Below are 20,875 nucleotides of genomic sequence, written 5' to 3'. Positions count from 1 at the left end.
GTCCAGCGCAGCCGCTGCTGCAGCAAGTGCGCCTGATACGCCTGCAGCGCGTCCTCGGGCCCTTGCGCGGGCAGGGCCCCTCTTTTTTCCAGGAGGCGCAGCACCCGGTGGCGCACGACCTTCAGCAGCCGCTCCACCTCGCCTTGCGTGGGCGGCGGCAACGGCTCGAAGCGCACGCCGCCTTCTCGCGGCACGAAGACGCCGTCCGGTACCAGCGGGCGGCCGTGGTGCAGCTCGCGGTGCCGGTGGTGGCGGCGGTGGGTGGCGTGCTGCTGCTCGGCGAGTCGCTGACGCCCCGGCTGGTGGGCGCGGGCTCCGCACTGCTGTGCGGCGTGTTCCTGGCGCTCCTCGCGCGCCAGCGCAAGGCCCCCGCGCCCTCGCGGTGAGGGTAGTCTCCCGCGCATGCGCAAATCCGAGCTGGTGGCGCTCGTCGACATGGACGGGACGCTGTGCGACTACGAGGGCACCATGGCCCGGGACATGGAGCGGCTGCGGAGCCCCGGAGACCCGGCCATGTTCCCCGAGGACGAGGAGCACAACCCGTGGCTGCGCGAGCGCCGCGCCCTCATCCGGCGTCAGCCCGGCTGGTGGCGCCACCTGCCGAGGTTGAAGCTCGGCTTCGACGTGCTCGGCGAGCTCCAGTCGCAGCACTTCGAGGTGCACGTGCTCACCAAGGGCCCGGCCGCGGCCCCCAGCGCGTGGACGGAGAAGCTCGAGTGGTGCCAGGAGCACCTGCCCGGAGTCCCCGTCACCATCACCATGGACAAGGGGCTCGTCTACGGGAAGGTGCTCGTCGACGACTGGCCGCCCTACGTGGAGCGCTGGCTGCAGTGGCGTCCGCGCGGGCTCGTCATCCTCCCCGCGCAGCGCTGGAACGAGGGCTTCTCCCATCCCAACGCCCTGCGCTACGACGGGAGCAACCTCGCGCAGGTGCGTGAGGCGCTGGCTCGCATCAAGGAGCGGGCCGAGGCCGGGTAGGAGCGGAGCTCAGCCGTGACGTCCCGGACGGCGCCTCGCCGCCTGCCGCACTCCGGGCAGCGGCCGGACCACGGCGTCCAGATGCGCGGAACGGAGCGGTCTCGCGGCCTGCGCGCCCACCGCGTTCCCATCCTCGGGCAGCGGCCTATCCTCCTCCCGCCGCTGCGCCGGCTTGCTGAGCAGGCGGGAGTCCGGCTGCCAGTCGAACAGCAGGATGGCGATCAGCACCATCAGCACCACCGTGCGCCGGAAGGACGGCGAGTCCTGAAGGAGCAGTTGCGGATTCATCAGGGACACAACACCCCCGTCCGGCGGTTTCATGCGCCTCCCGCATTGTCGAGGCCGCCGGGAACAACCGCAATCGGCTCCCTGTCGCCACTCCGTACCGCTCGTCGGGTGGAATCTCGAGGCTGGAGAAGGGGAGCAGGTGGGAGTCCGATAGGGCGCATCCGGACGAGGCCGCTCATCTCCCCTTCCGCCTGTCCTTCCATAGGGAGCGCGAAACGATAGCAATATACAGCACGGCGCCGAGCACGCCGCCGACTTTTGCTAGCAGCTCCCGCCTGTACTGCCGCTTCGCGAGAATGGGCTCGATGAGGCTGTCATGGCTCAGCTCATAGTAGACCGAGTCAGCATGCGGCTCCGCCCGCAGGAGCCGCTGCTGGGTGAGTATTCTGAGTGTCTCCACGGACAGGTGGAATCTCCGCTCGATCTCGGACTCCTCCAGGCTGAGCCGGCGTCCGGTGGGGCTGATCAGCGCGCGCTCACACAAACTCCGGGCCGCGCTTCGGCTCTGTATCGAGGGAATCAGGTTGAGCACCCGCACGTAGAAGTCCGAGAGGATGCTCTGCAGCCCGCTCTCGCCCCCCAGGTCCTGCAGCGTCACGGCGACCCTGTCAGCGCCACCTGCCTGACGCCGGGCCGCGAGCTCCTCGATGTGCTGGCAGAGCAACTGGAGTTGGAAGAGCTCGATGGTCGTGCGGGACTGCGCTTGTTGCACATGCGACGGCCCCCTCCGGGACAGGATTTTGAGCACCTGCTCCACGGTCTCGGAGGGAATGTCGAACGGCCTCGTCGCGAAGGCCGCGTCGTCGACCCGGGACGGCTCCTGGAAGGCGCGCATGGCGGCCGCCTCCGAGAGCGGCACCAGGCGGAAACGCTGGGACAAAATCTGGGGGAGGACATCTGCGGCCTCCTCCAGGAAGCCGAGGAAGTCCTCCCGGAGGGACAGGACCACCCGCGCCGCGGGGGGTGAATCAGTGATGTCCTGTCGCGCACCGGGCACCTCACGCGCGCCGCCCGACCCCTGGGCCGCCGAAGGCCGGACCCCTCGAACCAGGGCCCCCAGCCCCTCCAGCAGTTCCTTGCGGAACTCAGGAGGCTGGAGGGTGAAGAACTCCTCGAACTGGTCGAAGATGAGCACGGGCGTCAGCAGGAAGTCCCCCCGCCACAGCTCCGCCGTCTTGACGAAGAGCCAGAGGGAATCCATGCGGCCGGGCACATACTCGATGCCCTGCCGCGCGGCCTCGCGGCCTATGCTTTCGTTGATGAGCTCGAGGGGCTTCCTGCCAACGACGTTCACCCGGATGAACAGCGGGAGGAATCCCTCGTCACGCAGATGCTGCGCCACCCCGGCCTTGAGCAGGGAGGTCTTTCCCGCGCCCGATCTCGCGTACACCACGACGAGCCGGTTGGTGATGATCTGATCGCTGAGGACGCACGACTCCCGCTCCCGCCCGAAGAACACCTTCCGCGAGGTCTCGTCGTCCTCGAAGGGCGGAGCGCCCGGATATCTTTTGTGGGATCCATCCATGGCCCGGCTACTGGCTTCGTCGCTGGAATTCGCGCGTCATCAGGGAGACGAGTTGCCCGACGTCCTGCTCGTACTGCTCCTCACGCAAGACCATCTCATGATACCCCTGGAGCTCCTTGATCCGCTCCTCGTTGGTGAGCTCCACCGTGCGCAGCGGGACCAGGAACTTCCCTCGGACATACTTCGCCCGCTCGCGTGCAAGGCCGATCTCCTTGTTCACATACCCATCCCACTGATGGATCAACGCTCGAGAGTAGATGACGAGCACGAAGTCCGTGTCGCTCAGGCCGCTCTCGATCTCCTGGTCCCACGGGTCTCCGCCCTCGAGGGATTGCTTGTCGAACCATGGGTCGAACGACTTGCTCTTGAGGGTGGAGTACAGCTTCGCCGCCAGCGGCTCGTCCGCCCGCGTATAGCTGATGAAGACCTTGGGCCGCGTGCCCCTCGAGGGCGTTGGCCCCCTGTACCCTCCCTCGGCAGCCAGCTTCTCGCCGAGCAGTTCGAAGAAGCGGGGGATGGGGGGATCATCACAGAACAGGATCTGCGTCCCGCGCTGATAGAAGAGGATCATCTCCTCTCGGTCCGCTCGCGGCAGGCTCTCCAGCGGCTCCATCACGAACCGGATGCTGGCGCTCGGCAGGTTCAGGGCCCGCACCAGGAACTTCAACAACACCCGGAGGTACGAGTACCTGATGCCGAAACCCACGAAGAGGAAGCTCAAGGCGTGCTCGAGGACCTTGACGAGGTTGTTGGGGAGCGGCGGATTCTTGGAGACGACGGCAATCAGGAAGTCGAGGAGGTCGTTCTCGCTCAGGACGAGGGAGTAGGGGTCCCTCGTGCTTCCGAAGAGATGGTAGATCTGCGGAGAGCTGGGGCTTCCAAGAGCAGGCAGCTCCGGGTTGTCACGCCTATCCCCCCGGAGGTGATAGAAGGCGACGTCAGGATGCTTGTGCTCATCCCACATCGCCTGGGTGATCAACTCGTCGTGGCTGGTCGAGAGGACGAGGTTGAACGGAAGCTTGGCCAGCAGGCGATGCGTCGCGGAAGGCTTGAGCCCGCACGTCCGAGCGAACCTGGCCGTTTGGGACTGCAGGCTGTCGGGCCCGAAACCGCGCTCATCCTCGTACTGCTGCGCAACGGCCATCAGGGCCCGCTGGGGAACGTTTTTCTTCTCCTCCAGCAGGGCGTTGGTCAGGTGCTCGGCCAGCCGATCCGCCCAGGTACAGGCCGACCCCGCCTGCGCCTCACCGGCAGGCGGCTCGACCTCGATTTCCGGCCCCAGGACCAGGACGCACCGCCCGAACTGAAGGTTGGTCACCAGTTCTGTCCAATGCCGGTCGCGCAGCTCTTCCATCACGCGTTCCTTCACCCGGGAGACCTTCGACGAGCCGTCGAGACGACGGCCCATGCTGTACCGGGGCTCACTGCTGCCTGGTCCGGGGGTCCCGATGGCCGTGCTGGCCTCCTTCAGCTCCAGCTCGGCCTGGAGAGTGATGCTCAAAGGAACGATGTATCCCCTCCAACGCGTCGGCATGACATGCCCGGTCCCCCGTGTTCCCCTTTGCGTAGAAGGGCAACGTGCGGTCAGCCCTTCACAAGGCAAGGAGGAGAGCCAGGGCTTGTCCCAGTGTGAGAAGGCTTCACTCCACGGGGCGGCACGCTCGGCGGCCCACGGCAGTGCCCGTAGGTCCTGGGCTCGGGGTCAGGATTCCGGTCGCTCGCTCTCCGAAGCGGCCCAGGCCTGGGGCTCCTCCTCGTTGGCCCCGGGGCCCTCGACATGGTGGGGAGTAGGTCCTCCGGAACCGGCTCCTCCTCTATTTCCCGCCCCCCGGGGGTGAGGTCGGCCTGCTGCTGAGGCGGAGGCTCGATCGAACCCAAGGTGGCCTCGGCAGGTGTCGCATCGTTTCCGGTGAGCTCTCTCGTCTTCTCCAGGTTCTCCGCGGGCGGAACGACGGGAGGGGAGGACGACCGCTCTGCCTTCCCAGGCTGCGCCAACTGGCGCTGAATCCCATCGATCACGTCAACGTAGGAGAGTATTCCCACCAGCCGTTCGCCCTCATCCACGATCAAGATCGCGCCGATGCGCTCGTCCTCGAAGATCTCCATGGCCCTCTGCACCGGCGAACCCGTCTTCAGGACGTACGGGTCGGGCGACATCAGGTTCGCGACCACGTCGCGCAGCTGGGTTTCAGCCTGGGGCCAGAGCATAGGAAGCAGGATGCCGAGCTCCTCGGACGCCTTGTTCACCACGGCGATGTCCACCCGCCCGTCCCCATCCAGATCCTCGACGGCCAGATCGCCGGGATGGGGTTGGATGGGGAAGGGGATGGGGGCGCCGAGCATCCCCTGCCCGTCATTGATCATGACGGCCACCAGGTTCCCGGTCAGCACCTGCGTCGGGCCGAAGACGCTCTGCATGACCAGGACGACGTCTCGTGCTCCGTCGCGGTTCACGTCGCCGAGGGCGAGCTGGCCCGCGGGGATGGCCCCCGTCGAGAACTCCTGCTTCGGCCCGAAGGTGCCGTCCCCCTGATTGGGGAGCACGGCCACGTTGAAGGCCGAGGTGAGCAGCTCCGGCCGGCCATCGCCGTCCAGGTCGGCGAGCTCCAGGGAGGCGGGCCCGGCCGTCGTGAAGGTGGCGTACCCCACGAGATAGGTCGTGCGGGTCCCGAAGGCGCCGTTGCCCGCGTTGAGGAACACGCTCACGTGGAGGCCTTCCGTGACGGCGAGGTCCACCTTCCCATCTCCGTTCAGGTCGCCGAGCGCGAGCCAACCGGCGTTGCCGTTCAGCGCCAGGACCGTGGGCGGGGAGAAGCTGCCCTCGCCCGTGTTGAGGTGGACCCGCACGGCCTTGTCCCCCGAGGTCACCAGATCCACCTCGCCATCCCCATTCACGTCCGCGGCGCGAAAGTCCGAGAGGGTGGCCCCCACCGGGAGCGAGGTGGGAGCGGCGAAGGTGCCGCCTCCCGTATTGCGGAAGACCCGCACGGTGTCGCCCTGTCCGACGGCGAGGTCCACCTGCGTGTCTCCATCCAGGTCCGAGAGGACCGCCGAGTGGAAGCCCTCCCCCCGCGCGAGGCTCGTCGGCGCCGACAGGCTCCCGTCTCCCGGGTTGAGGAGCACGTCCACCGAGTGGCCCACGGCGACCACGTCCGGTCGCCCGTCACCATTCACGTCCCCGGTCTCGACGCTGGCGTACGCCTTGATGTTCGTCGAGGAGGGCGTCAGCGGCTGGAGGGCCTGGGCGGCGAAGGTGGAGCACTGCGGGATGGCGGGAGGGGTAGTGTTCGAGGCAGGCCCGGTCCCCACGCTGTTGGTCGCCTGGACGGTGAAGGTGTAGGTCGTCCCCGCGACCAATCCGGTGAGCACGGCGTGGCTGTTGCCCACGCGGTGCACGTAGGTCGAGGGGTCCACGCTGACGGGCTGCTCGACGGTCACCGTGGCGCCACCGGGCTGCGCCGTCACCGTGTAGGCGGTGATGCACGTCAGCCAGGACATGCGGCCGCAGTACTGGGGGTCCGGGTTGTTGGCACCGGACCACCGCACGATGGCGTAGCCATCACCGAGGAGCGCCGTCACGTCAGAGCATAGGAAAAATGAAGGCCCTTTTGCGGGGTGGGGCCCCGGGCCCAGCGGGGTAGGAGGGCTGCTGCCGGGTGCCAGCCGAGCCGTTGGCCGGGCCGGTGTCCCGGCCCTGCAGGCGATGGAGGCACACCTGTGCTCAGCCTGGCCCCAGCAGAGGGAGGCGGCAGCGTCCTGGGGTTGCTTGGCGCCAGCGGCTGAGAGTTCAGCACCAGGAGCTCCGCGGGGGCCCCTGTGCCGGGGCCCGCCTCGGCGGCTGCCAGGCAAGGCCCAGGTGCTCCAATATCGAGCGCACCGCTCTGCGGGCCGTCAGGTACGCCAGCACCCGGCGCCTGCCCCCACAACGGGCGCAGGCGAAAATGTCCAAGTTGAACGTCCTCCTCAGCAGTTCCGCCCAGTCCACTCGCGGCGTCCTCTCCTTCATCCGCTCCTTCCTGGCCGCTACCTCAAGCCTCGCGCTCGCCTCCTCCTCTTGGGGGACCAGAAATGGCCGCAGTCTGGCGCCTGGAGCGAAGACGCCGTGGAACCTCGTGAGGTTTGCCCGAGGCGGAGGCACCAGGGACGCCACACGCCGTAAAAGTTCCAGCCCGGTGAAGAGCAGGTGCGTGGTGCCGTCCGGCAGCGGGCGCTTCATGCGATAGGCGATGCGGCCGTCCTCCGCTCGTGACAAACGCTCCAGCGCCAGTGCGCCACGCGCCCCGTAGCGGCATAGCCGCTCCAGACGACATCGACACACTGCCACGGGTCCTCCACCCTTGATTGAGCGCGTGACCGTCACGCTGCCGATTCATCCCCTCAAGGGAGTGGAGCTGCCAGTCGCTCGGTTCATCCGCAGCCAGGATGGCCGGCGCTACGTGGACGTGGAGCATCCTCCCGGCTAGTACATGCGCCTGCCGCTCGAGTGGACGGACCGTGCCCCACCCCTCGTTCCGCCGAGGGTCGGTGGCCGGGAGGTCCGCCTCTCGGTCCCCGCGCTATTGAAGCTTGCCCAGGCCGTGCAGGCGGCGCTCGATCAGAGACGCGGCTCGCCGGTCGTGCCCACTCTCGCGGACAGTCCTACGTTGAGACCTGCACGGAGGAGCACTTCACGCAGAGGCAAGGGACGAGCAGCGAAGCGATGAACAATGAAGTTCGAGAGAGCCCAGTGCTACATGTCAGGTGACTATGGGCAGGCTCAAATAAGTGCAGAGGAGGTGGGGCATTATGAGTAGGCCATCACGTACGCCAACACCCGCCGCCTGCCTCCACACCTCAAGCACGCGAACACATCGATCATCGGGACGCAAACGACAAAAACGGCCGGAGAGGGGGACGACATGCTCGATAGTGACGTCTTCCCCCAGCACGATGACCCGCTCGACGAGCAAGCGGACGAGGCGTTGGCGCCCTGCGAAGTCGAGCGCCTCCAAGCCGTCCCGGATGGCTGCGGCGAACGCCTCGAGGTCGGCACCCAGCCGCTCCATGCGTGCACCCTCGGCGTGTTGAGCCTCCAAATGCTCGACTCGCGCGCGCGTGGCCTGGAGCGAGGCCTCCAGCCGCTCGCGCCGGACCTTGAGTTCCTCTACCTCGATGGCGCCCTGTTGGTAGGCGTCGATGAGCCGGTCAATCTGCCCCTGCAGGTGCCGGCAGGCCCCTTCCAGCCGCGCTCTCTCCTGGTGCGCGGCCTGCGAGTTCTCACGGCGCTCCTGCCAGGTTTCCACCTCCTTCTGAAGCATTTGCGGCTGCTTGAGCCAATCACATAAAGCCTTCCACACCACCGCATCCAGTTCCTCTGCTCTCACGCGCCGGGCGGTACAACGCTCGGCGCGGCCGGTGTCCACCGCGGACCGACGCTGGCAGGCGTAGTAGTGGTACTCGTAGGGGTGTCGTTGGCGATGGGTCAGGTGATGGCATTCCATCCTCAAACCGCACCCGCCGCACACCACCAGCGAGCGCAGCAGGTAGTCGTGGCGGACATTGCGCGGGCTCAGCAGCTTGTTGCGCGCCAGACGCTCTCGCACTTCGCGCTGCTCTTGCTCTCCCACCAGGGCAGGCACAGGCACCAGCAGCCATTGCGCCCTGGGTCGCGCCCGGTGGCTGCTCTTGGGGTTCTTGCGGTACTTGCCAGGGTGGCGTGGCCGGGTGGGCTCCACCGGCTCGCGTTTTCCGTAGGTGGCCATGCCCGCGTAGGCCGGATTGGTGAGAAGGGTATACACCGTGGACTGGCGCCACAGGCTAGCCTTGCGCGGGCGGACACCTTGGGCATTGAGGCGTCTGGCCACCTGGCGCGCACTGAGGTCTTCCTCCAACACCCAGCCGTACATCTGCCGCACGTGCGTGGCCTCCACTTCGTCGACAACAACGACTCCCTGCGGCACCTGGGGCGTGCGCACCACCCGGTAACCGTACGGGGGATTGTAGAAGGGCAGCATCTGCCCGCTTTTCACCTTGTGCAGGCGTCCGCGGCGCGTGCGCTCCAGAATCTTGGCCCGCTCGTACTCGGCGATGACGCCCTGCATCTGCACCAGCAGCAGGTCCTCGGGTTTCTGGCTGACGGGCCGCTCCAGGAAGTGCACCTGGACGCCTCGCTTGCCCAACTCCTCCAGGACAATCTGCTGGTGGACGTAGTTGCGGGCCAGTCTGTCGGGGGCGTACACCAGTACCAGGTCGAGCAGGCCGTCAGCGGCCGCGTCCCGCAGCGCATCCAGGCCGGGCCTGTCCAGGCGCGAGCCGCTGTAGCCCTCATCCACGTAGCGGTGCTCGGCGGCCACCACCAGCCCCATGCCCTCAGCGGCCTTCTCCAGGGCCGCCAGCTGCGAGGCCACCGTCCTCTCCTCCTGCTGGCGCGTCGTCGACACGCGCGCATACAACGCCGTCCTGTGCGTCATGGCCCTCCTCCTGGGCGTCCTCCTCGCCCCTTGGCTCCTGGTTGCGCGACGCGGCCCCGGGGCCTGTCCTTCTTGCCGACGAGGCGCTGCGGGCTGCCTCCAGCAGCAGCCTGACGGCCCTGCTCAGCCGCTCCTCGCCGTCCGGGGTCGGGCGCGCCCTCCACTTCACCTTCCAAACACGCTTGCCCATCCAGTCGGCCTGACGGCCTCTGCTGCTGTGGACATGGGTCGCCTGGCTGGGCGGCTACGCGCGAAGCCGACGAGCGCCTGGACAGCCTGAAGACCCGGCGGTGGAGCGAGAAGCGGATGGGGTTTTTGCCGTTTGCGTCTTGAACACGTCCAATGCGAACGTCCTGCGCAGCAGCTTGGCCCAGTCCACTCGCGGCATCCGCTCCTTCTTCGGCTCCTTCCTGACCGCGGCCCCAGGTGCCACGCTCGCCCCCTCCTCACCTGCTTGGGGGAGCGGCTGGAGGAGCCCCGGCGCTTCGTCCTTCCCACGCTCGCGCGCGTGCGGACCCTCGTGGGGGAGTCACCGGAGTTGGGCGAGCTCCTCTCCGACGTGCTGCTCGCGGGGCGCGACTCCGGGCCTCCCTCGGGATGCGCCGCGAGGGCCCTGCTGTGCGCGGCGGCCTTCGTCGATCAGGTCCAGTGTGCCGAGCCCGCAGTGGCCGAATCGGTTCGCGCGCTCGGCCGTCTGCGGCAGGATCCGCGGCTCTCGCCCGAGGCCCTGGAGGCACTCGCCGCCGGGCTGGGGGTAGAGGCGCCTCGTCAAGCCCGGCGGGTGGAGGCCACTGCTTCCGCATGACCCCGTCGCGCAGGGCTGGGGAAGTGGTGGAAGTGGTACACTTGGGCAGGCCGCAGAAGAACCGCTCGGCGATACAACCAGAGTAGGAATGCTTTATTTCTTGTGTGGTGATGGGGGCATCTTGTCGAGCCGCTGGGCTCCTTCTCGCCAACCCAGGTACCCCAATACTGTTTCTTTTCCTGAAAATGGGACCACGAAGAAAAATAAAAAGGCACAGCCCGCTGCCAATGTGAGCACCGTCAGGAGCAGCTCCGATTGACTGACCGGATCAGGAAAGAGAAAACGACGCCCGAAGTAGTAGGAGACGCAGGACAATGCCAGTCCGGTAAGCCAGCGAAAGACGAATGTCCTTGCACGTTCGCCGAAGGTCCACTTACGAAGCTCACCGAATCGCCTTGGTTTTATTGCTGAGTTTTCCGCCACGAGCAACTTCAAGTTTGGAGCAGGCGTTTCGACGGTCAAATGAATGGAGACGACTCCTTCGGCGGGAAACCCCTCGAAAACAACCTCGATCTGGGTTCGAGTCAGGTCCTTTGGGTTGTCTTTGACCCATGGGCCGCCGAATACTTCCAATGAAGTTATGCCGCAGTCTGACGACACCACGAGCCTCAATTCCCCCTCGAGATCAACAGGCTCGAAGCTGCGCACGAGGAAGCAGAGAGACTTCCCGTTGTCCTCGTCGCGTTGGAAGGAGTGGTACCCGATGTTTGGCTTGGAGTAATGCGCAAGCAGGTACCCCAGGAGTACGCTCAGGCATCCTGTTGGAAGAATCCAATCGAACCAATTCTCAGGCATTCGTGTCTCGTTTGATTTGATTCTGGAGCTGAGCGATCATGATTCCGCTCGCGGGTTCGAATATCCCGAACAAGTGTCGGTCTCTGCGAGGTCTGATGAGGGGTGTTCCGGATATGCGGAACCATTGGGCGCCGAGATCCTTTACGTGGATTTCGGCGTAGTATTCGCTTGCTATTCCCTTGGAACGCATTTCCTCTATGTCTTTGTATGTGATTTTCCGGAGTCTCCCGTCTGGCTGTGGTAGATAGAGTTGATTTTGGTCCTTGAGTAGCTGCTTGAAGATGATTGTCCTTTGATTGGTGTCGGCCTGCTCTTTGGAACTCCGCCTTTCCTCGTTCCTTGCCGTGTGGTGCACGAGCGAGGTGACTCCCCATCGTGGCAAGCGGCGACGAAGCAGTTCTTCAGCGCGGTCGTTCGCGGCAATGATTCGTCCGTGTTTGTCTATCCGTAGAACGCCTACAGGGAGTCCACGGAGCAGGGTCGCCTGTCTGCCTGAGTCCTGGGTGTACCGCGCGCAAGCCACCAGGACGGCCAGGGAGAACAGGCTTGTGACCAGCGCGACGACGCTCCCCCAACTGGAAAAATTCCCCTTGACGACTTCTACAACGGCAACTTCGTGTGCCGTGGCATAGTCGTTTTTGGGTAGGGTGCCGACTGTGATTGCGAACAGTAGGCTGTTGTTTTGCTCTTGTTTTATAACAAATGGATCCGCGGCGCCCGATGATGATGTTTTTTTGTAGAGATCCAATGCCCAGTCGCGTGCGAAATCGCGTATCTTTTCCGGGGGGCGGGTATCCGTGGTTGTGAGTTGTTGGCAGCTCTTGTCTTCAAAGCCGCAGAAGAGCGCTTCGGCCTTGTTGCCGCTCTTTGGAACTTTTGTGGACAACAGAGTGGTGTGGAATATTTTTGAGTCCGCCAGATGTTTCAAGTATGCGGAACGGGGGAGGCTGATGTCGGCGCAGAAAATTCCTTCTGGAACTGATTGGCTGGTGATTCTGTAGCAGATCGTGACAACGAATCCACCGCCCGTCAGATCGAGATACGGGAGGGAATGATACCGGCGTAGCAGGGGCCCTCCACAGCAGCGACGTTCGTCACATGTGTCCTGCGATAGAGTGTTTATGAAATAACTGCTGCCGTGCATGACTTGATGCGGTGTCAGTGCCGTTTCGAGGCTGGGGTATATTCTCAGGATTCCATCCAGTGAGATGAAGTAGATGGACTCTGTTCTCGCTGGGCCCTGGTGTGTCTCGATGGGGCGGCCGACAAATCCGCGGAATGAATGAATGGCTTGAGAGCGCTCGATTGCCCTGTCGATGCGTGGGAGGCTTCCGTGACTGAGTGCGATGGAACGCAGGGTGCTGGGGACGTGTAGCGTTGATAGTGGGCTGCCGTCAGTCAAAGAGGGTCCGAGTTGTGGAGAGCCAGCGTCTGTGTCTTTGAGTTGAAGCGGTGGAAAAGCGATGTCTCCCTGCCATCCGGCATCCGGGTGGATTTGTATGCCTGCATCTGCTGAGTTTATTGTTTCTATGTATTGTGGCGAATGCGTGTGCTCGCCATTGTAGAGGTCGTCGAATGCGAGTGCGATGTCATCCAGTTGTGAGACGAATTGTCGGTTTTCTTCGCAGAGGTTCCAGCGAGTGTCTCCAAGCACTGCCTCTGCGAGCGCGGGATACGAGGTCGGTCGTAGCGGTTCCTGCTCCGCTTGGAGGATCGTTCGGAGTTCCTTGTCAGCGCTGCTGGCGCGATTCGCTTCGTGGAAGACCTCGCGTGCGCAGAGCAGAGCGAATGCGAACAGGATGGCGGATATCAGGTACACACCAATGCCGTTGTTGAGAGCAGGGCCTGCTCTCTGGGTGAGAACCGCAAGCCGTTCCTTGTTTTCGATTAGCCAGTTCAGAGCGGACTTGATATTTAGGGACATCTGTTCACCGGGCGATGTTGTTGGAGCGATGTTATTGGCGGTTGGCACGCAACAGCAAAATAATGCAATGCGTTGTTTACTGGGAGATGTTGTCCTTACATCCTGCGGGGTTGTCGACGGCTATGGAGCGAGCCCAGGCGCTGCGTATAGAGGAGATGAAGCGGCCAGGCAGCCACGGGGGCGTGGAGGTCCACCGAGCCCTACATTGCGGCGGCGAGGACGTGACCGCCGGAGTGGGGGGAATGGGAGATGGAGTACATCGGCATCGACGTGCACAAGCGGGACAGCCAGGTGTGCATTCTGGGCGAGGGTGGAGAGGTGGTGCTGGAGCAGCGCATCCGCACGCAACGGGAGCGGTTGGGCGAGCTGCTGAGCAAGCGGCCGAAGGCCCGGGTGCTGTTGGAGGCCTCCACCGAGAGCGAATGGGTGGCGCGGTGCTTGGAGGAACTGGGCCACGAGGTGGTGGTGGCCGACCCCAACTTCGCGCCCATGTACGCCACGCGCAGCCGTCGGGTGAAGACAGACAAGAGGGATGCTCGCAGCCTGGCGGAGGCGTGCAAGTTGGGAGCGTACCGGCCGGCGCACCGCACCTCGGACGCCAAGAGGCACATGAGGGCGCAGCTGGCCGTGCGCGAGGCGCTGGTGCGTACGCGCACCCGCTACATCTCCCTGGTGAGTGCCCTGGTGAGGCACGAGGGGTTGCGGATAGCGGATGGGGAGGCGGAGTCCTTCGTCAAGCGGGTGGCGGCCCTGTCGCTGCCGGGCAGGCTCATGGCTCAGGTGGCGCCGCTGCTCAGTCTCATGCAGCACCTCAACGAGCAGATTGCCTTCATGAATGGGGTGCTCGAGCGAGTGGCCCAGAAGGACGAGCAGGTGTCGCGCCTGTGCACAGTGCCCCAGGTGGGGCCGGTGACGGCGTGTGCCTTCGTGTCCGCGGTGGATGAGCCCGCGCGTTTCAGCGGACCGCACCAGGTGGAGGCGTACCTGGGGCTGGTGCCGGGAGAGAAGAGCTCGGGAGAGAAGCAGCACAGAGGCCCGATAACGAAGACAGGAAACAGCCGGGTGCGCTGGCTGCTGATACAAGCGGCCCTCTCACTGCTGCGGGTGAAGAGGCCAGAAACGGCCCACCTGCGAGAATGGGCCGAGAAGATTGCCGCCCGGCGCGGCAAGAAGATTGCGGTGGTGGCACTGGCACGCAGGCTGGCCGGAATCCTCTTCGCCATGATGCGCGATGGGACGCAATACCGGCCACCCCAAGCACAGGAGGAAGCGAAGGAGGCCGCCTGAGCTGAGGAATCAACGGCCTGCCGCCTGAAGGTGAGCGGCTTCTCCAACAGGTTTCGACGGGCGGGTGAGCGCGTATTCCGCCTTTGGCCAGCAGCACAGGGCCGAAGCATAGAGAGCGCCCCCGCCATCGAATCTCCGTATCCGTCCGGCCGGTGACGTGCTGCGGGGCTTGGCTGGGGTGAAGGCGGCGGCGGACCCTGCCGGCCATGACAAAGCGCAGTGAGAAGCCGGAGTGGGTCCGCGTCGCGGAGGAGTACGAGGCGAGTGGGCTGACGCAGAGGGAGTTCGCCGAGCGACGGAGCATGACGCTCAGCACGTTGCAGTCGTGGGTGTAGCGCCGCAGGCACCAGCAGAGGGCGACGCCGGCCCAGCCCGTGCGATTACTGCCGGTGCAGGTGATGACGGCGACAGCCCCGGTGGCGGGCACGGGGGCGAGCCTGGAGGTGCTGCTGGGTAGCGGTGAGCGGGTGCGCTTCGTGGCGGGCACGGATTGTTGGCGTTCACGAGGAAACGCGGAAATTTGGACTGGGACGCTGGAGGTGTGCCGGGGGTCCGGCATCCCGGTCCGAGGTGAGGCTCAGCGCTTGGACTTCGCCCTCCTGGTCGTCGCGGCCTCCTCGGCCTCGCGGCGGCGGTAGCTCTCGCCTTCGATAGCGAGGACGTCCGCGTGGTGGATGACGCGGTCAATCAGCGCGGTGGCGCACGCGGCGTTGGGAAAAATGGTCGGCCAGTCCGAAAACGCCAGATTCGTGGTCATCACCAATGAGCGTTGTTCATACCTGCGCGCCACGACTTGAAAGAGGAGGTCCGCGTTGCGCGCGTCGTAGGCGAGGTAGCCCATCTCGTCGATGACGAGCAGGCTGGTGCGGCTGGTGTAGTGGCGCAGGCGGCGGTCCAGTGCGCGGCTGGTGTCCTGGGCGCCCAGGTCGAGCAGCAACTGGGAGGCGGTGACGAAGAGAGCGGAGTGCCCCTTGAGGACGGCCTGGTGGGCGATGTTCTGCGCGATCATCGTCTTGCCCAGTCCCTGAGGGGCGACAATGACGACGTTGCGCGCGCGCTCCAGGAAATCCAGGCGCAAGGCGGACTCGACGGCCTCGCGGTCAATCTTCTTGGGCCATCCCCAGTCGTAGTCCGCCATGGGCTTGAAGCGGCCAAGGCGGCTGCGAGACAGGCGCCGCTCGAGACTTCTGCGGCCGCGTTCCTTCTGCTCCTCGTCGGCCAGGTGCTCCAGCAACTCGGTAGCGCCCCATCTGGCCTTCGTGGCGCGGGCGATGAGGTCCGCGAGGCCCTGGGAGGTGGCGTGCAGCCCGAGGGAGGCCAGGCGGTCAGCGAGTGGAGTCGTCATCGGCGGAGTCCTTGTTAAGGAGGCGGTCATAGTCGGCGAGGGAGTGGGGGCGGGTGCGGGAGGCGGCGATGCGCGGGTCATCCGGCAGCACCACGGTGAGTGGTGGAGGCTGACGCTGGCGGCGAGCGCGCTGCTCCAGGAGGTGGGCCACGGCGGGGGCGCTCACCGCCCCCTTGCGCAGGGCCTCGGCGAGGGCCTCATCCAGGGCGCGTGCGCCGTGGAGCGTAAGTAACTTCAGCAATTGAGCAGTGTGGTGTGACAGCGAGAGGTCGCGCTGGGCGAGGGCCGCGAGGAAGCCCTCCGCCTGCTGGCAGGAGGCGCGCAGCAAGTCCCGGCCGCGCAGCTCGTGCGCGCGGGCCTTGGCGTCGGCGAGAGCGGCGAGGTGGCCGGGCTGCTCCAGGGTGCGGCCCTTCTCGAAGCAGCGCGGGTGGGAGGCCACCTCCTGGGAGCCGTCCAGCACGCGCACGCGTGTCTCGGAGGCCACGAGGGTGAGGGGCTTCTTCACCAGGGTGTGTGGAATGGAGTAGTCGTTGGAGTCAAAGCGCACGTAGGGCGTCTTGCCGGAGGCGACGGGGCGCACCACGTCCGTGGGAAACGGGTGTGCGGGCAGGGGCAGCAGCCGCGGGCGTTCCTCCTCGAGGGCCGTGGCGACGGTGCGCCCGGTGACGTCGCCGGGCAATTGGCGCGCGTGGGCCACCTCGGCCGCCCACCGCGCCGCTTGCGCGTTGAGGTCATCCACGCCGCTAAAGGTGCGCGCGGCGAAGAAGGAGTCGCGCAGGTAGCGGATGGTGCGCTCCACCTTGCCCTTCTCGTTGCCGCGGTAGGGGGCGCAGGGCTTGGGTGCGAAGTGGTAGTGGCCAGCCAATTCCAGCAGGCGCGGGTGGAAGCGGATGGCGTCTCCGGCGCGCTCGAGCACCACGGACTTCAAGTTGTCGTACAGCAGCGCGCGCGGCACGCCCCCCAGCGCCTGGAAGGCCAGCACGTGGCCCTTGAGGAAGCTCTCCAGCGTCATGTCGAGGAAGAAGCGCGCATAGAGGGCGCGGCTGTGGCCCAGCACCATGACGAAGCAGCACAGAGGGCGGCGCGTGTTACCCACGGGCAGCGTGCCGAAGTGCCCCCAATCCACCTGGGCCTCCTCGCCCGCAAGCGTGCTGCGGCGCAGGAAGGCCTCGGCGCGAGAGGTGGGACGCACCGTGCGCACGTAGCGGCGCACCTGGAGCGGGCCACCCACGTAGCCGCGCGCCTTCACCATGTGGAAGAGGCGCATGGCGGTGAGGCGTGGGTGGGCCTCCAGGGTGGCTTGGATGAAGCCCTTGTAGGCATCCAGCAGCGTGGGCCTGACGGACTTCACCCCCGTGCCGCTGACGCGCTCGAGCGTCAGGGCGCGCCGGACGGTGTCGTGGTGCACGCCCAGCTCGGAGCAGATGGTGCCCACCTTCCAGTGCTCGGCGAAGTGCAGTCGGCGGATGCGGGCGGCGAGCTCGGGGGAAATCATGGGCCCACCTCACGGCGGACGGGCAGCCCTGAAGCGCCGGCCCACGTGGGTGCGCGCAAGGGTGGTGTGGCGCAGGAAGGGACTCTGACGCCCGCACCAGGTGCAGGCGGGGATGGATGGCGGCGGTGCATGCGGCAGTGGCCTCGCTGCGCTCGGCTCCGCGGCCACCTGCGTGGCGGCCGGGGCCGGCGCGACGGGCACACTGGCTGTCCGCGCCGCGGCAGCGGGAGACTGATGCGTCACTTTCTCTCGCCGCCGCTCCCGCCAGGCCGCCTGCCGCGCGGCATGTGCGTGCCGTCCGTCCCGGGTGCGCTGGTAGCGCGCACCAGCCGCGCGCATTGACTCCGCCCGCGCCCTTCGACTGCACGGCGGCCCGCAGTAGCGCTGGCCACGGTCGCACGCAGAGCAGAGGAAGAACACCTGCCGGCACTCGGGCCGGCCGCACACCACGAAGCGCAGCGCCTCCAACGGGGGCTCCTCGCACGCGCCTGCTTCTGGCGCCGCGCCCCGGAGTGCGCTACCTCTTGCTCACCGGCTCGCCCCTCTCGCACACCAGGGCGCGCCTCCAAGGAGGGCCCTCCAGCCGCTACTGGTGGGCCTTCCGTCTTTTCAGGACGCGCGCGACCGTGGACTCCACCGGCGCACTCTCCCCCCCTCAACTTCTCGGCCACACCCATCTCAGGGAGTGGTCTTGAAGTCAGGCAACTCCCGGCGACCCATGACCAGGAACCTGCGCTTCCTGGTGACCATCAACACGGATGTGGAGTACGTGGCCAGACTGGTGGCCGCGCTGGAGCGCAAAGCGTGCTGACGCTGCCGGGTTCGGTGAGGATTCTGCTGGCCACGCAGCCGGTGGACATGGAGAACAGCATTGACGGGCTGATGGGGCTGGTGCGCACCGGCTGGGGCGAGGATGTGTACTCGGGCCACCTCTTCGTCTTCGTCAGCCGCAAGGGCGACAGGGTGAAGATTCTCACCTTCAGCCGCGGGGGCTTTGTCCTCTACTACAAGCGCCTGGAGACGGGCCGCTTCCGCCTGCCGATGGTGGATGCCGAGGCCCGGGCGGTGCAACTGGACGCCACGCAACTGACCATGCTTCTGGACGGCATCGATGTGCAGCGAGTGGAGCGCCCGCGCGCCTGGACTCCTGGCCGCCAGCCTTCCTCGGAAGTCGCCCCGGAAACGTTACCGCCCCGGTAGTGTGTTGGCGGGGGCATGGCTCGCTACCTTCCCCCGGACCATTTCTGCCCCTGGCGCGAGGAGGCCGAGGAGTTGCACCAGCGGCAGGTGGTGCTCGAGGCGAAGGTGGCGGCGCTGGAGAAGCGCGTCTTCGGTAAGAAGAGCGAACGGATGCCGACGGTGCAGCAGCAGTTGCGACACCAGCAGGCTGGCGCGGACACCGAGACACGTCGGCAGCAGGCACTGGAGAAGCGGCGGCAGCGAGCGGCACGCCGGGCCGAGGCACCCACTCGCGAGGTACACCACCTGGTGCCCGAGGCGCAGCGCATTTGCCCCGCGTGTGGCAGCGACGAGCTCAAGCCGCTGGGACAGGGGCGCACCACGGTGGTGTACGAGTACATTGCGGCCCGCTTCGAGAAGCAGGTGCATGTGCAGCAGACGCTGGCGTGCGCCTGCGGAAAGGGCGTGGTGATGGCGCCCGCACCGCCGAAGGTGGTGGACAGGGGCGAGTACGGGCCTGGCTTCATCGCCCACGTAGTGGCTTCCAAGTGCGCCGACTCCATGCCCTTGCACCGCCTGGCACAGAGGCTGGAGCGCGGCGGAGTGCCCATGAGCCGCAGCACCTTGACGGACTTGTTCCACCTGGCGGCCGAGGTGCTGTCGCCGGTTTCAGTGCGTCTGTTGCAACACATTGCTCGCGCCGAGGTGGTGTGGGCTGACGAGACGCCCGTGCGTGTGTTGGACGTGAAGAAGGCGAGCCTGGGCTACCTGTGGACATTCCTCACCTGGAATGAAAAGGGCGAATGGCTCATTGGCTATCGCTTCAGCATGGGCCGGGCGGGCAAGACGCCCAAGGATGTGTTGGGGGGCACCACGGGCCGCCTCGTGGTGGACGCGTACACCGGCTACAACACGGTGACGATGCCCAAGGGCCGGGTGCGTGTTGGCTGTTGGTCGCACGTGCGCCGCAAGTTCTTCGACGCGCTCTCCAAGACGCCCGAGGCCCAGACAGTGCTCGACTCCATCCTGGCGCTGTACCGGGTGGAACATGAGGCGCTCCAGGCCGGCGTGGTGCGCACGCTCGCCCACCGCGCCCTGCGCCAGAACAAGAGCCGTCCCGTGCTGGAGGCACTGCACACCTACCTCACGGAGCAGAAACCGCTGCACCTGCCCAAGGGACCCATGGGACAGGCCATCGCCTACGCTCTCAACCAGTGGGAGACCCTCTGCCGCTTCGTGGATGATGAGCGGCTGCCACTGGACAACAACCGCTCGGAAGCCGCGCTGCGCAAGGCCGCGCTGGGCCGCAAGAACTTCCTCTTCGTCGGGCACGAGGCGGCGGGTGAAAATCTCGCGGGCCTCTACGCCTTGGTGGCCACCTGCGAGGCGAACGGAATCAACCCCGAGACGTACCTGGCGGACTTGCTGCTGCGCGTGCAGACGCACCCCAACTCGCGCCTCGACGAGCTGCTGCCGCACGAGTGGAAGCGGCTGCGCGCCGCGGACTCCTCCTGAGCGCTCCTGCGCTCGTGCCCGCCCGCCCTGCTCATTGCCACCAGCCAGCTCGCGCCCTCCGCCGAGCACGGCCCTCGTCCGCCCTCAAGCTCCCTCAGCACGTCGTCCGCCGGACGGATACGAATCTCCCCATGCGCCGGCGGCACAGCCCGCCCTCGGTTGAGCGCGAACAGAAGGATGAAGAGACCTCGCGGAGAGGAAGCTGTAAGCCAGAGGGCGCACAGGAGGCACTGCCCCTTGGGGTCGTCGCCGCGGCCGCGCCCGCCCCCACACGTGGGGCCAAGGGCGAGGCGGGCGCGGCCGCGGCGACGAGGGGCCGAAGGAAAGTATTTGGGTAGGGGTGTCTGTTGTTGAAAGTGAAACAGGGCGAGGTGCCTGCATCGGGGGGCCGCTTCACAGAAGGCGGGATGGGGCCCTGTTGAGGGTGAGGGATGGAGCGGAGGGGGCGAGGAAGGCCGCTGAGGGGGGCCGCCAGGGCTGTGCGCCGGGCCGGAGGAGAGGCGCTGCAGCCCTCTTGAGGCACACGCCGGCCCAAGCGGCCCACCCAGCATGGGGGGCGGCAAGGAGCGTGGGCTTGTGGGGCAGCGTGACGGCTTGGGGCTCAACACCACGCGCGCTGGGCGAGCCCCTGGGCTTTAGCCTAGCTCGCCCTCGACGTGTGCAGCCCCAGGTGCTCCAGAATGGCGCGTACCCCACCGGGTTGCCGTCACGTACGCCAAAACCCGTCGCCTGCCTCCACACCTCACGCAGGCGAACACGTCCAAGTCGAACGTCTTCCTCAGCACCTCCGCCCAGTCCACTCCCGACGTCCTCTCCTTCATCGGCTCCTTCCTGGCCGCTGCTTCAAGCGCCACGCTCGCCTCCTCCGCACCTGCTTGGGGGAGCCCAGCGCCTGATCCCCAAGCCGCCACCCGCTCCCACGCCTGGAGGAACCACGGAACGAGGCGGCGGATCGCCTCTTCGACCTCGGCCGAGGAGTGTCTCACGCGCGCCGGCCGAGCGGGTCCGGGCCCTCAGGCAGCGGGACTGTGAGTTCGGGCCGCAGCAAGAGGCGCGCGTTGGCGCGCGAAGTGGCATCCGCGGCGGCCAGTCCCGCGGCCTCGTCGCCCTCCTTGTACTCGTTGGCCGCGCCGATGAGCTGCCGGTAGAGGGGCAAGTCGAAGCCACCTCGGGTGCGCGCGAGGTAGCCGAAAACGCTCTCCCCCGCCTTCACCGAGGGGATGTATACGCCCGGCGGGGGCGCGGGCGGCTGCTCCTCCTTACACCCCAGGAGAGCGATCGGCATGCAGC

Annotated in this window: 20 protein-coding genes; 8 read left to right on the top strand and 12 right to left on the bottom strand. The window is 66.5% G+C overall.

Features of this window, described 5'->3' with window-relative positions; all coding sequences use genetic code 11:
• Window positions 1-107: 107 nt before the first annotated feature.
• Complete coding sequence (locus tag OV287_RS07445) at window positions 108-386, top strand: hypothetical protein (RefSeq protein WP_267533291.1); 279 nt, start codon at window positions 108-110, stop codon at window positions 384-386.
• Window positions 387-402: 16 nt separating this feature from the next.
• A complete protein-coding gene (locus OV287_RS07440; protein WP_267533290.1) occupies window positions 403-978 on the top strand; it encodes a 5' nucleotidase, NT5C type in 576 nt (191 codons plus the stop codon).
• Between the two features lie 9 nt (window positions 979-987).
• On the opposite strand, the gene OV287_RS07435 is transcribed toward OV287_RS07440, so the two are convergent.
• From OV287_RS07435 to OV287_RS07415, 5 genes are all read right to left on the bottom strand, one after another.
• On the bottom strand, window positions 988-1,266 hold the full coding sequence (locus OV287_RS07435) for a hypothetical protein (protein ID WP_267533289.1): 279 nt from the start codon (window positions 1,264-1,266) through the stop codon (window positions 988-990).
• Window positions 1,267-1,441: 175 nt separating this feature from the next.
• The gene (locus OV287_RS07430) at window positions 1,442-2,791 is read right to left on the bottom strand and encodes an nSTAND1 domain-containing NTPase (RefSeq protein WP_267533288.1); all 1,350 of its coding nucleotides are present in this window, start codon (window positions 2,789-2,791) and stop codon (window positions 1,442-1,444) included.
• Window positions 2,792-2,798: 7 nt separating this feature from the next.
• Window positions 2,799-4,292, bottom strand: a complete 1,494-nt coding sequence (locus OV287_RS07425; protein WP_267533287.1) for a toll/interleukin-1 receptor domain-containing protein — start codon at window positions 4,290-4,292, stop codon at window positions 2,799-2,801.
• A gap of 83 nt (window positions 4,293-4,375) precedes the next feature.
• The gene (locus OV287_RS07420) at window positions 4,376-6,370 is read right to left on the bottom strand and encodes an FG-GAP-like repeat-containing protein (RefSeq protein WP_267533286.1); all 1,995 of its coding nucleotides are present in this window, start codon (window positions 6,368-6,370) and stop codon (window positions 4,376-4,378) included.
• A 208-nt stretch (window positions 6,371-6,578) separates the two neighbouring features.
• Complete coding sequence (locus OV287_RS07415) at window positions 6,579-7,115, bottom strand: transposase (protein ID WP_267533285.1); 537 nt, start codon at window positions 7,113-7,115, stop codon at window positions 6,579-6,581.
• A 13-nt stretch (window positions 7,116-7,128) separates the two neighbouring features.
• On the opposite strand from OV287_RS07415, the gene OV287_RS07410 reads away from it, so the two are divergent.
• Window positions 7,129-7,254 carry a hypothetical protein gene (locus OV287_RS07410; protein WP_267533284.1) on the top strand — a complete coding sequence of 42 codons (126 nt, stop codon included), beginning with the start codon at window positions 7,129-7,131 and terminating at the stop codon, window positions 7,252-7,254.
• 273 nt (window positions 7,255-7,527) lie between these two features.
• Here the strand turns inward: OV287_RS07410 and OV287_RS07405 are convergent, their stop codons facing one another.
• Window positions 7,528-9,240, bottom strand: coding sequence for a recombinase family protein (locus tag OV287_RS07405; RefSeq protein WP_267533283.1), 1,713 nt, complete (start codon window positions 9,238-9,240; stop codon window positions 7,528-7,530).
• Window positions 9,241-9,778: 538 nt separating this feature from the next.
• Between OV287_RS07405 and OV287_RS07400 the strand changes: the two genes are divergently transcribed.
• Window positions 9,779-10,045 (top strand): hypothetical protein, encoded by a 267-nt coding sequence (locus OV287_RS07400; protein ID WP_267533282.1) that lies wholly within the window; start codon window positions 9,779-9,781, stop codon window positions 10,043-10,045.
• A 93-nt stretch (window positions 10,046-10,138) separates the two neighbouring features.
• Here the strand turns inward: OV287_RS07400 and OV287_RS07395 are convergent, their stop codons facing one another.
• Complete coding sequence (locus OV287_RS07395; protein WP_267533281.1) at window positions 10,139-10,840, bottom strand: hypothetical protein; 702 nt, start codon at window positions 10,838-10,840, stop codon at window positions 10,139-10,141.
• Window positions 10,833-12,764, bottom strand: a complete 1,932-nt coding sequence (locus OV287_RS07390; protein ID WP_267533280.1) for a PAS domain-containing protein — start codon at window positions 12,762-12,764, stop codon at window positions 10,833-10,835. The genes OV287_RS07395 and OV287_RS07390 overlap by 8 nt, the downstream gene beginning before the upstream one ends.
• Before the next feature lie 249 nt (window positions 12,765-13,013).
• On the opposite strand from OV287_RS07390, the gene OV287_RS07385 reads away from it, so the two are divergent.
• Entirely contained in the window at window positions 13,014-14,051 is a 1,038-nt protein-coding gene (locus OV287_RS07385) for an IS110 family RNA-guided transposase (protein ID WP_267533279.1), read from the top strand.
• A 206-nt stretch (window positions 14,052-14,257) separates the two neighbouring features.
• Window positions 14,258-14,386, top strand: coding sequence for a helix-turn-helix domain-containing protein (locus OV287_RS07380; protein WP_267533278.1), 129 nt, complete (start codon window positions 14,258-14,260; stop codon window positions 14,384-14,386).
• Window positions 14,387-14,628: 242 nt separating this feature from the next.
• Here OV287_RS07380 and istB read toward each other — a convergent pair whose 3' ends face one another.
• From istB to OV287_RS07365, 3 genes are read right to left on the bottom strand one after another with little or no spacing between them, the layout of a single operon-like run.
• Window positions 14,629-15,396, bottom strand: a complete 768-nt coding sequence (gene istB, locus OV287_RS07375) for an IS21-like element helper ATPase IstB (protein ID WP_267533277.1) — start codon at window positions 15,394-15,396, stop codon at window positions 14,629-14,631.
• On the bottom strand, window positions 15,377-16,891 hold the full coding sequence (istA, locus tag OV287_RS07370) for an IS21 family transposase (RefSeq protein ID WP_267533276.1): 1,515 nt from the start codon (window positions 16,889-16,891) through the stop codon (window positions 15,377-15,379). Before istA ends, istB begins: the two co-directional genes overlap by 20 nt.
• Window positions 16,892-16,900: 9 nt before the next feature.
• The gene (locus OV287_RS07365) at window positions 16,901-17,230 is read right to left on the bottom strand and encodes a hypothetical protein (protein ID WP_267533275.1); all 330 of its coding nucleotides are present in this window, start codon (window positions 17,228-17,230) and stop codon (window positions 16,901-16,903) included.
• A 465-nt stretch (window positions 17,231-17,695) separates the two neighbouring features.
• Here OV287_RS07365 and tnpB point away from each other — a divergent pair, with 465 nt between their 5' ends.
• Window positions 17,696-18,091 (top strand): IS66 family insertion sequence element accessory protein TnpB, encoded by a 396-nt coding sequence (tnpB, locus tag OV287_RS07360; protein ID WP_267533274.1) that lies wholly within the window; start codon window positions 17,696-17,698, stop codon window positions 18,089-18,091.
• Between the two features lie 15 nt (window positions 18,092-18,106).
• A complete protein-coding gene (tnpC, locus tag OV287_RS07355) occupies window positions 18,107-19,585 on the top strand; it encodes an IS66 family transposase (RefSeq protein WP_267533273.1) in 1,479 nt (492 codons plus the stop codon).
• Window positions 19,586-20,567: 982 nt separating this feature from the next.
• Here the strand turns inward: tnpC and OV287_RS07350 are convergent.
• Window positions 20,568-20,870: an ethanolamine ammonia-lyase subunit EutB gene (locus OV287_RS07350; protein WP_267533272.1), complete on the bottom strand. Its 303-nt coding sequence runs from the start codon at window positions 20,868-20,870 to the stop codon at window positions 20,568-20,570.
• Window positions 20,871-20,875: the final 5 nt, after the last annotated feature.

It is taken from the genome of Archangium lansingense, from assembly GCF_026626635.1.
In the GTDB taxonomy this organism is placed as follows: Bacteria; Myxococcota; Myxococcia; order Myxococcales; family Myxococcaceae; genus Archangium; species Archangium lansingense.
This window is presented reverse-complemented; position numbering and strand designations above follow the sequence as displayed.